The organism is Streptomyces sp. NPDC093252 (assembly GCF_040683675.1).
GTDB lineage: Bacteria > Actinomycetota > Actinomycetes > Streptomycetales > Streptomycetaceae > Streptomyces.
The window spans coordinates 132,405-146,484 of sequence record NZ_JBFBEM010000002.1 but is presented as its reverse complement, the minus strand read 5'-3'; the positions used below and the strand labels follow the sequence as shown (position 1 = coordinate 146,484).

The following is a 14,080-nucleotide window of genomic DNA, read 5'->3' as shown; positions in this document are numbered from 1 at the left end:
GGCTGTATGGCAACGGCCCCCCGCCCGGAAGGGCGGGGGGCCGTTGAACGCGGGGGCGGTCAGCCGCGCTGGATGCCGCTGGTGTCCTGGAGGACGCCCCGGCGGCCGTCCTGGGTCTGCGCGACCAGGGCCGGGCCGCGCTGCTCGACGGCCAGGTACCAGGTGCCCGGCGCCAGTTCGGCGATCGGGTTGGGCGAACCGTCCTCCGCGAACAGCGGACGCGCCACCGGCACCGCGAACCAGAACGGGGAGAAGTCGGCGGCCGGAGGCGTGGCCGGGGCCTGCCCGCCGAACGACCCCTGCGGCTGCTGCCCGCCGAACGCCGGCGGTTGCTGCTGCTGGGCGCCGGGGTAGCCGTAACCACCCTGCGGCTGACCCCCGTAGGGCTGCGGGGCGGCCGGGCGGGGCGCCGGGACCAGGGCGGTCTTGAGCGCGGGGACCAGCGGCGCGGCGACGGCACCGCCCGCCAGCAGCAGCGCGGCGATCAGACCGAGGATGAGACCGACACCGACGCTCTCGGCGTCCAGCGTCCACCACAGCAGCGACCAGGCGGCGGCGACCGCCAGCACGGTACCGGCCTGGCCGAGGTCGAGACCGGCGATCTTGCGGGGCTGCGGGGCGAGCCGGGCCAGCACGACCAGCACCGCACCGACCACGCCGAGCATGTAGGTGCCGAGACCGAGGCCGAGGCTCAGGCCCCAGGCGTTCGTCTCCAGCGAGTCGCACACGGCTTCGGGGCCGTCGCATCCGGTGACATCGAGGAGCGACGCGATGAACAGCAGTACCGCTGCTCCGATCACCACGCCGTCGCCTCTAGTGAGGGAGCGGATATTCACTTCAGGTCCTTCGTCAGTCGTCTCTGCATCGGCACTGCTGGAGGCGTCGCTGTCACCATGCCGCCGTAGGGGACCGGTGCGAGCGCGGGGGTGGCCCTCATCGTAGGGACCCTACCCCCACGGAGATCGGACTGTCCGCCCCGAACAGGGCGTAGATCACTACCCGCGCAGGAAACTCACGATTCCCTCAGAGATTCCCTTCGCGGCCCGCTGCCGCCAGTCGCCGCTGGTGAGCAGTGCGGCGTCCGTGCCGTCGCGCATGTTGCCGCACTCGATGAACACCTTGGGAACCGTTGAGAGATTGAGACCGCCGAGGTCGGTACGGGTGACCAGGCCGGTGCCGCCGCCGACGTAGTTGGAGGGCGCGCTGCCGGTCTCCCGGGCGAAACCGTCCGCGATGCGTTCGCCCAGGTCGCGGGAGGGGGCGAGGATCGGACGGGTGTCGGCGGCGCCCGCGGTGACGGCGCCGGGCAGGATCATGTGGAAGCCGCGGTTGCCCGCGCCGACCCCGTCGGCGTGGACCGAGACGACGGCGTCCGCCTTCGCCTCGTTGCCGATCCGGGCCCGCTCGTCGATGCACGGGCCGAACGGGCGGTCGGCGTCGTGCGTCAGCTTCACCGTCGCGCCCTGCGCGGTGAGCAGATCGCGCAGCCGGTGCGCCACGTCCAGGGTGAACCGGGCCTCCAGATAACCGTCGTTGGTGGAGGTGCCGGTGGCGTCGCACTCCTTCATCGCCGAACCGATGTCCACCTTGCGGTTGATCTCGGCGGTGTGCTGGAAGTTCCCCGGGTTGTGCCCCGGGTCGATCACGACGACCTTGCCCTGGAGCGCGTCGCCGACGGAGACGGACGGAGAGGCGGCGGGCTTTCTGTCGTCGGCGGCCGGGGGTTCGGAGGACGCCGGGGGCGCTGCGGCCGGGCGGCTTGCGCTGCTCGCGCTGCTCCCGGCGGCCCCCTCGGCGGAGCCGCCGCCGCTGCCGCCCGCCGCCTCGTACACCAGCCATCCGATCAGTGCCCCCGGCACCAGCGCGGCGAGGGCGACGGCGGTCACGCCGCCGCGCGGACGGCCGGTGGGGGACGGTTCGACATCCGGGCCTGAGTTGGACACGCGTGACACCCTAACCGCCGTCAACCCGGCGACCCGGGATTCACCACACGGGCGAACGGGTCATGTCCGTGACCCCGGTGTACGGCTCTCAAACACCCGGTCCGGTCCGGCGCAGCACCCGCAGCGAACCCGTCGCCGACACCTGCGTGAAGGCGCCCGACGCCAGGGCGCGCAGATGGACGCGGTGGGGCGCCTGGCCGGTGAACTCGTCCACCGGGTCCGGGAAGACATCGTGCAGGACGAGGAGGCCGCCGTCCGCGATCCGGGGCGCCCAGCCCTCGTAGTCGGCGTTCGCGTGCTCGTCGGTGTGGCCGCCGTCGACGAAGACCAGGCCGAGGGGGGCCGTCCAGAGCCGGGCGATCACGGGGGAGCGGCCGACCAGGGCGACCACCCGGTCCTCCAGCCCGGCCCGGTGCAGGGTGCGGCGGAACTCCGGCAGGGTGTCCATCACGCCCAGTTCCGGATCGACCGTCCCGGGGTCGTGGTAGTCCCAGCCGGGCTGCTGCTCCTCGCTGCCCCGGTGGTGGTCGACGGTCAGCGCGGTGACCCCGGACGCGCGGGCCGCGTCGGCGAGCAGGAGGGTGGAGCGCCCGCAGTAGGTGCCGATCTCCAGCAGCGGCAGCCCGAGCAGGCCCGCGGTCCGGGCCGCCGCGTACAGGGCGAGGCCCTCGTCCACCGGCATGAACCCCTTCGCCGCCTCGAACGCGGCGAGGATCTCGGGCGCCGGGGTCGATGCCGCCATGGGTGTCGATTCCGGCGTCGGCTCCGGTGTCGGTTGCGGCGTCGGCTCCGGGCTGGTCATGGGGTGGGTCCTCTCGTCGGGGCGGGCGCGGGCGCGGCTACAGGGGCGAGGTCGGCGCCGGGGGCCGGGGGCCGGGGCCGTGGGCCGGCTCGGGGTCGGCCCACATCGTGCCCCACCCCTCCCGCGAGCCCCGCGCCGGGCCCGTCCCCTACGCGCTGACCGGCTCGCCGTCCGGGAGGGAGAGGTCCAGGTCGATGGCGCGATGGGCGCCGGGATGGGTGGCCGAGGACGCCAGCGGGGCGTGGCCGTGGGCCTGGGCGGCGAGGACGTAGGCGCCGCCGGAGGGGACCGTGAGGGCGTAGGAGCCGTCCTCGGCGGAGAGGGTGGCGCCCGCGCGGCGGCCCCGGCGGTCGATCAGGGTGACCCGGGCCCGGGGCACCGGCACCCCGCCCGCGTCCAGCACCCGGCCCCGGAAGCCGCGCAGCATCTCCTCGGCGTGCGCGAGATTGGCCTCCTCCTCGCTGCTGGCGCGCAGTTGTGAGGCGGCCCGGTCCGGGCGCGGCAGGAACAGGGCGAGGACCAGCCCGGCGGCGACCGCGCCGGTGGCGATCAGGAAGGACAGCCGGAACCCGTGCATGGAGGGGACCGCGACCCCGCCGACCACGTTCGAGGTGTTGGCCAGCACCATGCCGATGACGGCGCTCGACACCGAGGTGCCGATGGACCGCATCAGGGTGTTGAGGCCGTTGGCCGCGCCGGTCTCCTCGGCCGGGACGGCACCGATGATCAGCGCGGGCAGCGAGGAGTAGGCGAGGCCGATGCCCGCGCCGAGCAGCACCGAGATGACGAGCGACTGCCAGGCGGCGGTCATCAGCCCGAGCCCGGCGCCGTAGCCGGTGCCGATGACCAGCAGACCGATGATGAGGGTGGTGCGGGGGCCGTACTTCGCCGAGAGGCGGGCGTAGACCGGCGCGGTCAGCATCATCGTCAGCCCGAGCGGGGCGACCAGCAGACCGGCGGTGACCATCGACTGGCCCAGGCCGTAGCCGGTGCTGGTGGGGAGCTGGAGGAGCTGCGGCAGCACCAGGGAGACGACGAAGAAGGAGACGCCGATCATGATCGAGGCGAGGTTGGTGAACAGCACTGCCGGGCGGGCGGTGGTCCGCAGATCCACCAGCGGGGCCGCCAGCCGCAGTTCCATCACCCCCCACAGCAGCAGGGTCACCGCGGCGCCCGCGAACAGGCCGAGGGTGAGCCCGGAGGTCCAGCCCCAGTCGCTGCCCTTGGTGATCGGCAGCAGGAACAGCACCAGCCCGGCGGACAGCCCGAGCGCGCCGGGCAGATCGAAGGTACCGGTGGCACGCACCTTCGACTCGGGTACGAGGACCAGGGTGAGGACGATGGCGACGACACCGAGTCCGGCGGCGCCGTAGAAGAGGGCGTGCCAGTCGCTGTGCTGGGCGACCAGGGCGGCGACGGGCAGCGCCAGCCCGCCGCCGACGCCGATCGAGGAACTCATCAGCGCCATCGCGGAGCCCAGCCGCTCGCGCGGCAGCATGTCCCGCATCAGCCCGATGCCGAGGGGGATCGCGCCCATGGCGAACCCCTGGAGGGTGCGCCCGGCGATCATCGGCAGCAGGGCGCTGCTGAACGCGCTGACCAACGCGCCGACGACCATCACGGACAGACTGACGACGAGGAGCTTCCGCTTGCCGTACAGATCGCCGAGCCGTCCCATGATCGGGGTCGAGACGGCACCGGACAGCAGGGTCGAGGTCAGTACCCAGGTGGCGTTGCTGGGGGAGGTGTCCAGCAGGCGCGGCAGGTCCTTGATGACCGGGATGAGCAGGGTCTGCATCACCGCGACAACGATGCCCGCGAAGGCGAGCACCGGGACGACGGTCCCACCGGCACTCCGGGTGGGCCGGTCCTTCGTCGTGAGCAACATGCGGGGGCCTCCAGGCCGAGGTGTGCGGCGATCCGTCGATGCGGTGAGCTGTCGGTGCGCTGATCTGTCGGTGCGGCGATCCGTTGGTACGGCGATCCGTCGGTGCGGTGAGCTGTATGCGTACGCAGCTATCTACATGTATCCCGAACCCGGTACCCCTGGGCAACTATTCCGTTGCTTCGGCGCACTAAACATTCTTTAACGTCTCTTGGGGGTCGGGGGGAGGGGCGGACGTAGGTCGCACGACGGAACAAGGGTCGTACGCAGACCCGATGCCAGGAGCGTGGGGCGGTTGAGAGCATGACACCCATGCCCGATGCCCCCACCGAGTCCCCGTCCGAGTCCCCGTCCGAATTCCCGTCCCAGTCCGCCTCCTCCGACATGTCCTCCGGCGTCTCCTCCGGCCTCCCCGCGATATCCGGTGCCCGCCGGAGTGGTGCCGCGCCCCCCACCTGGCTGGTGGTGCTGCTGGTCTGCGCGGGGCAGTTCCTGGTCGTCCTCGATGTGTCCGTGGTCAATGTCGCCCTCCCCTCGATGCGCACCGACCTGGGACTGAGCGGCCCGGGACTCCAGTGGGTGGTCAACGCCTACGCCATCGCCTTCGCCGGGTTCATGCTGCTGGGCGGCCGGGCCGCCGACCTGTACGGGCGCAAGCGGATGTTCCTGATCGGCCTCGCCGTGTTCACCCTGGCCTCGCTCGCCGGGGGGCTCGCCCAGGAGGGCTGGCAGTTGCTGGTCGCACGCGCGGCGCAGGGTCTCGGTGCCGCCGTTCTCGCGCCCTCCACCCTGACCATCCTCACCGCCACCGTGCCCGAGGGCGCCGCCCGTGCGCGGGCGGTGGCCACCTGGACGGCGGTCGGCGCGGTCGGCGGCGCGGCGGGGGTCTGGTCGGCGGTGTCCTGGTCGACGGGCTGTCCTGGCGCTGGGTGCTGCTGATCAACGTCCCCGTCGGCGCGGTGCTTCTCGCCCTCGCCCTGCGCCGCCTCCCCGAGAGCCGGGCCGGAGGCGGACGCCGGCTGGATCTGCCGGGCGCGGTCCTGGTCACCGCCGGGCTCGCCATCCTCGCCTTCGGGATCGTGCAGACCGAGTCGCGGGGCTGGACGGCACCGGCGTCGGTGGTCCCGCTGCTCGCCGGGGCGCTGCTGATCGGCGCGTTCGTGGCGGTCGAGGCGCGGACCCGGGCGCCGCTGATGCCGCTCGCGCTGTTCCGGGTGCGGTCGGTGGCCTCGGCGAACGCGGCGATGCTGATCGCCGGGTCCGCCACGTTCTGCATGTGGTTCTTCATGACCCTGTACGCCCAGAACGTGCTGGGCTACACCCCGCTGGAGGCGGGACTCGCCCAGGCGCCCACCTCCCTCGCCGTGGTCGTCGGCTCCAAGGCCGCGCCGAGTGTGATGCGGCGGCTGGGCGCCCGGCGGGTGGCGGTGGGCGGTGTGCTGATCGCGGCGGCCGGGTTCGGCTGGCAGTCGGAGATGACGGCGGACGGCGGTTATGTCACCGCGATCCTGCTGCCCGGTCTGCTGATGATGTTCGGCGCGGGCCTGGCGACGACACCGCTCGCCGCGCTCGCCACGTCCGGCACCGCGCCGGAGGAGGCCGGGCTGGTGTCCGGCCTGGTCAACACGTCCCGCACGATGGGCGGGTCCCTCGGGCTCGCCGTGATGTCCACGCTGGCCGCGAGCCGTACCGCCGCGTCCACCGCGCCGGATCCGGTGGCGCTGACGGAGGGGTACGCGCTGGTGTTCCGGGTGAGTGCGGGGGTGTTGGTGGTGGGGGCCGGGGTGATGGCGGTGTGGTTGCCGGGGGTTTCCTCCGGAGGTGGGGGTGATCGGGGGCGGGGTTGAGCAGGGTGGGGTTGAGTGGGGCGCCCAAGGGGGTGGGGGTGGGGCGCCCACGGGGGTGGGGGTGAGGGGGGTGCGCGGGTGACCGTGGTGGTGGGTGGCCCGAACCGGACATGGTCCGGCTTCAGGGGCGGGTGGTGTCAGTGACGGCACCTAGGGTGCTGGGCATGATGCGACACGAGGGCGGCGGCCCTGTCTCCCCGGCGGTCGCCGACGCGGGCGTCCTGCCGGGAGAAGGTCCGACACGCGATCTGGACCGTTACGTCGAGACGCTGTTCGATGACGACGCCCACCTGCCGGTGAGCACGGAGTGGGTGTGGACGCCTGAGCTTCACAGATCGGTGATGACCCGGCTGCGGGCCGGATCCGGGCCCGGGACGCGCAGCATCCACACGTACGTGTGCGACATCCGTAAAACGCCCGGGACGTACAGGGCAGGACGGCGGACGGAGCTGCGCAACGACCGGGAGGTCATGGAGGCCACCGATCACTGGGTCGAACGCTGGGTGGAGGGGACCGATTCCACGCTGGCCGCGAGCATCCTCGGGTACGGCATCGAGGCTGCGGTGCGTCAGTACGACCGGGGCCGGGCAGCCGCCTGGTATGCGCTGTGGCGTCGGTGCAGGACCGGCCGGCCGGTCCGCAGGCACCGTGGGTTCTCCACGTTCATGGAGGGCGGCGTCGACGACTGCCCGGACTGTGTGCGCGACATGGACCGGCTCGCCGCCTGCGGTTTCGACCAGGCTGCCGCCGAGCTGCTCGACGCGGGCGGTCCGGCCGCCGAGTGGCCGGAGCAGGACGTCAGGCTGGTCGCGTGGGTCACCGCACAGCGCCATCCCCGCTCTCGGCTCTTCGCCCAGCTTGGCGCCGACCGGGTCTGGTACATCGACCTGTTTCGCTCAAGTGTGATCGTGTTCGACGGCCGGTCCATCACCGCACCGCCCGTGCCGGTCACTCTGAATCCCGGAAGCGATGCCGATTTCGTCGCCGACGCGACCGGATGCGACCAGCGGGTGGTGGCCTTCTCCGGCAAGCACACCTACCGGGCGGCCCAGCGCTACGGGCGTCATGTGCTGCTCGTGGGGGGCACCTACTACCCGTCTCGCGGGCAGGCCGAGATGGACTACTCGGTCTGGCTGTCCCCGCCGACAGCCGGGGAAGCCGCCGGACTGGTCGAGGACTTCGCCGCCTCCCTGCCGCGGTCGTTCCGGCGGGTTCCGATCTGGTCGGACCCCGGACGCGGCTCCGTCATGCGCAAGTACAGCGGCGAGGCAGCGGTCGGAGTGTGGGGCAGCCACTGGGCGACCGGATACCAGGGCGCCCGGCTCGACCGCGAGTTCGCCGACGAGGAGGAAGCGATCGCCGCGCTGGAGGCGCAGGAGATCGGCTGGCTCCAAGCCGGAAAGGTACTGGGCAACCTCTACCTGCGCATGCCCGAACCGAAACCCGGCCGGAACGACACCGGCGCATCACCCTGATCGCCGAGCCTTGGAGCGTGCCGAGCTGCGGGCTCTTGAAAGAAGCCGCCCCGCGCACCGGGATGCTCAAGGCCCTGGCCCCGGTCGCCCCGGTCGGCACCCGGGAAGTCATCGGCGGGGCGAAGCTCGCGGGGTTACAGCCAGCCCTGGTGGTGGGCCTCTCTCAGGGCCTCGGTGCGGTTTCGGGTGGCTGTTTTGCCGATGGCCGAGGAGAGGTGGTTGCGGACGGTCGACTCCGACAGATGCAGCCGCGCCGCCACATCCGCGACCGTCGCCCCGCCCGCCGACGCCCTGAGCACCTCGCGCTCCCGCGCGGTCAGCGGATCGGGCCCGGCGCCGAGTGCCGCCGCCGCGAGCGCCGGATCGATCACCGTCTCCCCGGTCAACACCCGGCGGATCGCCTGGGCCAGCTCCTCCACCGGACCGTCCTTCACCAGGAAACCGGCGGCCCCGGCCTCCATCGCCCGGCGCAGATACCCCGGCCGCCCGAACGTCGTCAGGATCAGCACCCGGCAGTCCGGCGCCTGCGCCCGCAGCTCCGCCGCCGCGTCCAGCCCGCTGATGCCGGGCAACTCGATGTCGAGCAGCGCCACATCGGGCCGGTGCAGCAGCGCCGCGTCCACGATCGCGTCCCCCGCCGCCACCTGCGCGACCACCTCCATGTCCCGCTCCATCCCCAGGAGCAGGGCGAGAGCGCCGCGCAGCATGGTCTGGTCCTCGGCGAGGAGCACCCGGATGGATTTCGCGGGCCGGTGCTCACGGGGCATCTCGTTCACGGGCCAAGCGTAGGACCGCCGGGCCGGTGACGGGCGGTTCGGCCCGCGCCCCGGCCGGGGGAGGCCCGTTCTCCGTCAAGGGCAGCTCCACCGTCACCACCCACCCCCCGCCCCGGCCCCGCTCACCCGCCGCGCCCGGACCCGCGGTGAGCGAGCCCCCGGCCGCCGCGAGCCGCTCGGTGAGCCCCCGCAGACCGGTACCGGTCCGGGTCGGGTCGGAGTCCCCGGCGTGACCGGACGACGCGCCGGGGACCGGACCCCGCCCGTCGTCCGCCACCCGCAGCCGCGCCCGCCCCCCGGCCTCCCCGCCCGCGCCCGTCAGCACGATCTCGCAGTGACGCGCACCGCTGTGCCGGATCACGTTGGTGACCGCCTCCCGGACCACCCACCCGAAGAGGATCTCGGCGCGGGCCGGGAGCGGGGGACCCGCGCGGCGCACCTCGGGCCGGACCCCGGCGGCCGTCAGCGCCGAGCGGGCGCGGTCCAGTTCCTCGGCGAGACCGCCCTCCCGGTACCCGGTGACCGCCTCCCTGATCTCCGTCAGCGCCTGCCGCCCCACCGACTCGATGTCGCCGATCTGGCCGAGGGCCGCGTCCAGGTCCCGGGGCGCCAGCCGCCGGGCCGCCTCCGACTTCACGACGATCACCGACAGCGTGTGCCCCAGCAGATCGTGCAGATCGCGCGAGAACCGCAGCCGCTCCCGCTCCACGGCCCGCCGCGCCAGTTCCTCCCGGGCCGCCCGCAGGTCCCGTACCGCCTCCGAGAGGGAGAGGAGCGCGGCGGTCACCATGGTCGACATGAAGGTGGCGTACGCGATGTCCAGCCCGCCCCAGTTCTCCCGGTACCAGGCCGTCACCCCGGCGAGCAGGGTCACCCCGAGGGCGGTCCGGCCGAGCCGGGGCCCACGGGCCGCCGCGCCCACCGCGAGGCCCAGCAGCGGGAAGAAGAGCAGCCAGTAGCCGCCGTACCCGGCGGCGAGCGCGCAGGTCAGGACGGTCATCAGGGCCAGCGCCACCCGAGTCGGCGCCGCCCGCCGGGCCTCGGGGACGAACGAGCGGAAGACGACGTAGATATAGAGGGAGTTGAAGGTGAGCAGGCCCAGCCCGCCGATCCAGGGGCTGCCGGTGCGGCCCTGGAAGAGGGTGGCGAAGGCGCCCAGACCGAGCAGCAGCCAGGGCAGCAGGGAGTACCCGCTGGCGGGCGGACCGGGCGCATCACACTCCCCGCTCGCGCCGGTCTCTCCGTCGGCACCCTCGTCCTGCCGGTCCGTCCGGGTCATGTGCGTGCTCCCTCCGGTGGCTCCGAGGCCGCCGCGCCCAGCGTAGGAAGTGGGTCCCGGGGCGCGACAGGCACGTTCGTACGCGATCGGCCGGGACGAATGTCCCGGGTGGGGCGTCATATCTGACATACCGTCAGGACTCTTCCCGACTCCAACCCCACGGGGCCCGGCTATACAGGGGTTCACCGCGAATGGAACGCGTTCTAGTGATCTGGATCCGGTGCCGGATGACTGGAACGCAGCCTCACCCTCTCCCTCCCCAGGAGCCCCATGCCCATCGACGCAGCCAAGGCGCTCGCCGCCGAACCCCGGACCGGCGAGATCGGCTGGACCCGCAAGGACGTCCTCCTCTACCACCTCGGCATCGGCGCCGGAGTTCCCGCCACCGACCCCGCCGAACTCCGCTACACCCTGGAGTCCAAGCTGCGGGTGCTGCCCGGTTTCGCCACCGTCGCGGGCGCGGGCGCCCCCGGCGTCATCGGCGGGCTCTCCCTGCCCGGCGTCGAGGTCGAACTCGCCCGGGTGCTGCACGGCGGCCAGCACCTCCGGCTCCACCGCCCGATCCCCGCCGAGGGCACCGCCACCACCTCCCGCCGCCTCGCCGCCGTCTGGGACAAGGGCAGCGCCGCCGTCCTCGTCCTGCGCACCGAGGCGGCCGACCGCGACGGCCCGCTGTGGACCGACGACGCCCAGATCTTCGTACGCGGTGAAGGCGGGTGGGGCGGGGACCGGGGGCCCCGTGCCCGGCCGGAACCGCCCGCCGGGGAGCCGGAGCGCACCGTCGAGCGGCCGGTCAGGGAGGACCAGGCGCTGCTGTACCGGCTCTCCGGCGACTGGAACCCGTTGCACGCCGACCCCGACGTCGCCCGGACCGCCGGTTTCCACCGCCCCATCCTGCACGGGCTGTGCACCTACGGCATCGCGCTCAAGGCGGTCGTCGACACCCTCCTGGACGGCGATCCCGACCGCGTCCGCTCCTACGCCACCCGGTTCGCGGGGGTGGTGTACCCGGGCGAGACCCTCCGGATCCGGATGTGGCGGCCGGTCCCCGGCACCGTACGGATCGCGGTGGGCGCCGTGGAGCGCGGGGACGCGCCCGTCCTCACCGACACCGTCCTCCAGCACACCTGAGGCACCGACACGTCGACACCAGCAGACCCCGAAGGAGAGCCGCCCATGCGCGCAGCCGTACTGCACGAGATCGGCCAGGACAGGGCAAGCGGGAGGTCGTCGACGACATCGAGGCGGTGGGCCTCGGCCCCGGCCGGGTGCGGATCCGGCCGGGTGCGGATCCGGGTCCGGGCCACCGGGCTGTGCCACTCCGAGTCGGCGCCGGAGCCATGGACGACCACCTCCGGCTCGGCTCGGCGCGGCCGTCGTCGTCAACGACCACGGCAGACCGGGCCGCGACGGCACCGGCGAGGCGTCCGCCGCGCCCACCGAAGCGGTCGCCGCCGAGATCCGCGCGGCCGGCGGCACCGCCCTCGCCCACACCGGGGACGTGGCCGACCTGGACCGGGCCGAGGACCTGGTGGCCACGGCCGCCGAGGAGTTCGGGCGGCTGGACATCCTGGTCAACAACGCCGGGATCCTGTGCGACCGGATGGTCTTCGCCATGACGGAGGCGGAGTGGGACGCGGTGATCCGGGTCCACCTCAAAGGGCACTTCGCCACCACCCGGTGCGCCGCCGCGCACTGGCGGGAGCGGTCCAAGGCGGCGGGCGGCCCGGTGTACGGGCGGATCGTGACCACCTCCTCGGAGGCGTTCCCCGCCGGCTCCGCCGGACAGCCCAACTACGCGGCGGCCAAGGGCGGCATCGTCGGTCTGACCACCTCCACGGCGCTGGCGCTCGCCGAGTACGGCGTCACCGCGAACGCCATCTGCCCGCGCGCCCGCACCCGGATGAACCGAGGACGTCCTCGCCGCCCTGCCCCGCCCCGACCGGGGCCCCGACCCGCTCGCCCCCGAGCATGTGGCCCCGCTCGTCGGCTATCTCGCGGCCCCGGCCGCCGCTCGGAATCACGGGTCAGTTGCCGGTGGTGCACGGCGGGATGGTCGCGGTGATGGAGCGGCCCCGGGTGGTGGCCCGGTTCGGCAGCGCCGGGGACGCCTTCACCCACGAGGAACTCGCCGCCCTGCTCACCCCCCCACTACGCCGGACGCCCGGCGGGGGAGAGCTTCGGGGCCGTCGAGGTGCTGGGGCTGCGGCGCGGCGAACCACCTGCCGCCCCAGCGGTGTGACCTGCGGTCAGCTCGTCGGGCGGAGCTGGGGCCGTACCGGTCGGCTCCTCAGGAAGAGCCGTACCGGCCGGCCGGTTCTCAGGCAGCCGTACCCGTCGGCCGGTCCTCCGGCTTGCGGTGACGGCCGCTGGGGGCCGACTCGGCGTCCTGGACGGCGACCTGACCCCGGTGCCGGCCGTGACCGGCCTCCTCGGCGGCGTCGGCGGACAGCGGCTCGGACATGCTGGCGTCGCTCATCGGAAGAATTCACCCCGTCAAAATATGATCGTTCAAACAGCCCAGCGAGTTTAACCACCGCCCCATACCCCGGACCCAGGCGCCCCCGCAACCGCAGTCACTTCGTTACCACCCCTTCACCACCTTGAGGTTTCGCAAGGGGTTACCGGTCGGTTACGTCACACTGTGGAATTTTTACGGCCGTTGGGCGGTTGGGTCCCCGTCCGCGCCAGCGGCGCCTGTTGCAGGGGCACGGGCCGCAGCACGGCGGGTGCCTTCCCTCCTTCCTCCGCCCCTTCCCCGACCCTTTCCCCGACCCCTTCCCCCTCCGCTGCCGATCCGGACGCCCCGCACGGCTCCTCCCACTCCGCCGCCCACCCCCGCACCCCGCACGGCAGCGCCTCCGTCGCGCACGGCAGCCGCAGCACGCCCTCCGGCGTCCACAGCCCGGCCCCGGTCAGCCACCCCTCCGGCGCCGGGAGATGGCGCAGCCGCCGGTCCGCCGGACGCCACACCCCCACCCAGGCGCCGTCCCCCGACCCCCCACCACTGCCCCCAGGCCCTCCGCCACCGCCCCCAGGCCCCCCACCGCTGCCGCCCGACCCTCCACCACTTCCCCTAGGCCCCCCACCGCTGCCCCCCTCCCCCCCACCCCTGCCCCCCGCCCGCCCCGCACCCTCGATCCGCAGCGCCACCCCGCAGCTCTCCGGCGTCAGCACCTGCCCCGGCTGGATCGCGAACGGGGTCACCACGCACCCCGCCACCCGCAGGCACTCCGGGAACCGCACCGGCAGGGTCGAGCCGAGCACCCCCCAGCCCAGCCGCCCGGCGCCGGGGGAGGGGGCGTCGGAGCGGACCAGCAGCAGCCCGCTGTCCGGGTCGGCGAGCAGCAGCCGGTCGTCGCTGTCCGCCGCGATCTGGAGCAGCGGGGAGACCTCGCCGCCCCGGCCCAGATCCACCACGACCGCCTTGGTCCGCCCCGACTCCGGCTCGGTACGGTCCAGCGCCAGCATCCGTCCGGCCCGGTCCAGCCACACCCCGCCCGCGCACCGCCCCGGCACATGGGCGACATGCTCGGGGCCGAACGCCCCGCCCGCCACCAGCCACACCGTGCTGGACTCCGGGCCCGCGGCGAGGGCGTAGGCGTGGGCACCGCCCGGCGCCGGGGGCAGCAGCCGCAGCCGGGCGCCCGGCGGGCACTGCACCGCGCCCAGCGGGAGTTCGCCGGTGCCGGGCCCCGTCGGGTACAGCAGCGAGAAGAAGTGCCGGCCGTCGGCGGGACGGCAGATCAGCACCCGTCCGTCGCCCATCGGCTGCACCTCGGTACCGGGCTCCTCGGGCTGGTTGCCGGGCAGCGGCACGGCGTACGGCTCGGGCCCGTCCAGGGTCCAGCGCTCCGGGAACCAGGAGTCGCCGCCGCCCCCGTCCCCGCGCGGGACGGCGAGGCGGGCCGCGTAGGCGCCGTCCGCCGTGAGCACACAGCCCGGCCGGGGCGCGGGGTCGTCGTGGCCCGCCGCGGCGGGCTCGATCGAACAGGCCGTCATCGTTCGGTCACCTCCGGTCACTTCCCGCCGACGAAGCTAGTTTCGTACGCACGGTCGGGGGACCGGTGGGC

At 73.8% G+C, this 14,080-nt stretch carries 10 protein-coding genes and 2 pseudogenes; 4 read left to right on the top strand and 8 right to left on the bottom strand.

The features are described from left to right. Positions 1–59: 59 nt before the first annotated feature. The 4 genes from AB0O01_RS03840 to AB0O01_RS03825 all read right to left on the bottom strand — a co-directional run bounded on the left by AB0O01_RS03840 (position 60) and on the right by AB0O01_RS03825 (position 4,633). Positions 60–836: a hypothetical protein gene (locus tag AB0O01_RS03840; RefSeq protein ID WP_365310724.1), complete on the bottom strand. Its 777-nt coding sequence runs from the start codon at positions 834–836 to the stop codon at positions 60–62. 159 nt (positions 837–995) lie between these two features. After that, the gene (locus AB0O01_RS03835) at positions 996–1,943 is read right to left on the bottom strand and encodes an N-acetylmuramoyl-L-alanine amidase (RefSeq protein ID WP_365310722.1); all 948 of its coding nucleotides are present in this window, start codon (positions 1,941–1,943) and stop codon (positions 996–998) included. A gap of 88 nt (positions 1,944–2,031) precedes the next feature. Further along, a complete protein-coding gene (locus AB0O01_RS03830) occupies positions 2,032–2,685 on the bottom strand; it encodes a class I SAM-dependent methyltransferase (protein ID WP_365310720.1) in 654 nt (217 codons plus the stop codon). Between the two features lie 208 nt (positions 2,686–2,893). Further along, positions 2,894–4,633, bottom strand: a complete 1,740-nt coding sequence (locus tag AB0O01_RS03825; protein WP_365310718.1) for an MFS transporter — start codon at positions 4,631–4,633, stop codon at positions 2,894–2,896. A gap of 381 nt (positions 4,634–5,014) precedes the next feature. Between AB0O01_RS03825 and AB0O01_RS03820 the strand changes: the two are divergent. Both AB0O01_RS03820 and AB0O01_RS03815 read left to right on the top strand, forming a co-directional pair. After that, positions 5,015–6,477: pseudogene (locus AB0O01_RS03820) on the top strand (DHA2 family efflux MFS transporter permease subunit). A gap of 164 nt (positions 6,478–6,641) precedes the next feature. Next, the gene (locus AB0O01_RS03815; protein ID WP_365310716.1) at positions 6,642–7,952 is read left to right on the top strand and encodes a hypothetical protein; all 1,311 of its coding nucleotides are present in this window, start codon (positions 6,642–6,644) and stop codon (positions 7,950–7,952) included. A gap of 134 nt (positions 7,953–8,086) precedes the next feature. On the opposite strand, the gene AB0O01_RS03810 is transcribed toward AB0O01_RS03815, so the two are convergent. Continuing rightward, the gene (locus AB0O01_RS03810; RefSeq protein WP_365311226.1) at positions 8,087–8,719 is read right to left on the bottom strand and encodes a response regulator transcription factor; all 633 of its coding nucleotides are present in this window, start codon (positions 8,717–8,719) and stop codon (positions 8,087–8,089) included. Beyond that, positions 8,709–10,007 (bottom strand): sensor histidine kinase, encoded by a 1,299-nt coding sequence (locus AB0O01_RS03805; protein WP_365310714.1) that lies wholly within the window; start codon positions 10,005–10,007, stop codon positions 8,709–8,711. Before AB0O01_RS03805 ends, AB0O01_RS03810 begins: the two co-directional genes overlap by 11 nt. A 270-nt stretch (positions 10,008–10,277) precedes the next feature. On the opposite strand from AB0O01_RS03805, the gene AB0O01_RS03800 reads away from it, so the two are divergent. Together AB0O01_RS03800 and AB0O01_RS03795 are read left to right on the top strand one after the other, a co-directional pair. Continuing rightward, complete coding sequence (locus AB0O01_RS03800; protein WP_365310712.1) at positions 10,278–11,138, top strand: MaoC/PaaZ C-terminal domain-containing protein; 861 nt, start codon at positions 10,278–10,280, stop codon at positions 11,136–11,138. Between the two features lie 226 nt (positions 11,139–11,364). Continuing rightward, positions 11,365–12,249, top strand: a pseudogene (locus AB0O01_RS03795) (SDR family NAD(P)-dependent oxidoreductase); the annotation flags it as partial. Between the two features lie 78 nt (positions 12,250–12,327). Here the strand turns inward: AB0O01_RS03795 and AB0O01_RS03790 are convergent. Continuing rightward, positions 12,328–12,486, bottom strand: coding sequence for a hypothetical protein (locus tag AB0O01_RS03790; protein WP_365310710.1), 159 nt, complete (start codon positions 12,484–12,486; stop codon positions 12,328–12,330). A 158-nt stretch (positions 12,487–12,644) separates the two neighbouring features. After that, positions 12,645–14,009 carry a hypothetical protein gene (locus AB0O01_RS03785; protein ID WP_365310708.1) on the bottom strand — a complete coding sequence of 455 codons (1,365 nt, stop codon included), beginning with the start codon at positions 14,007–14,009 and terminating at the stop codon, positions 12,645–12,647. Positions 14,010–14,080: the final 71 nt, after the last annotated feature.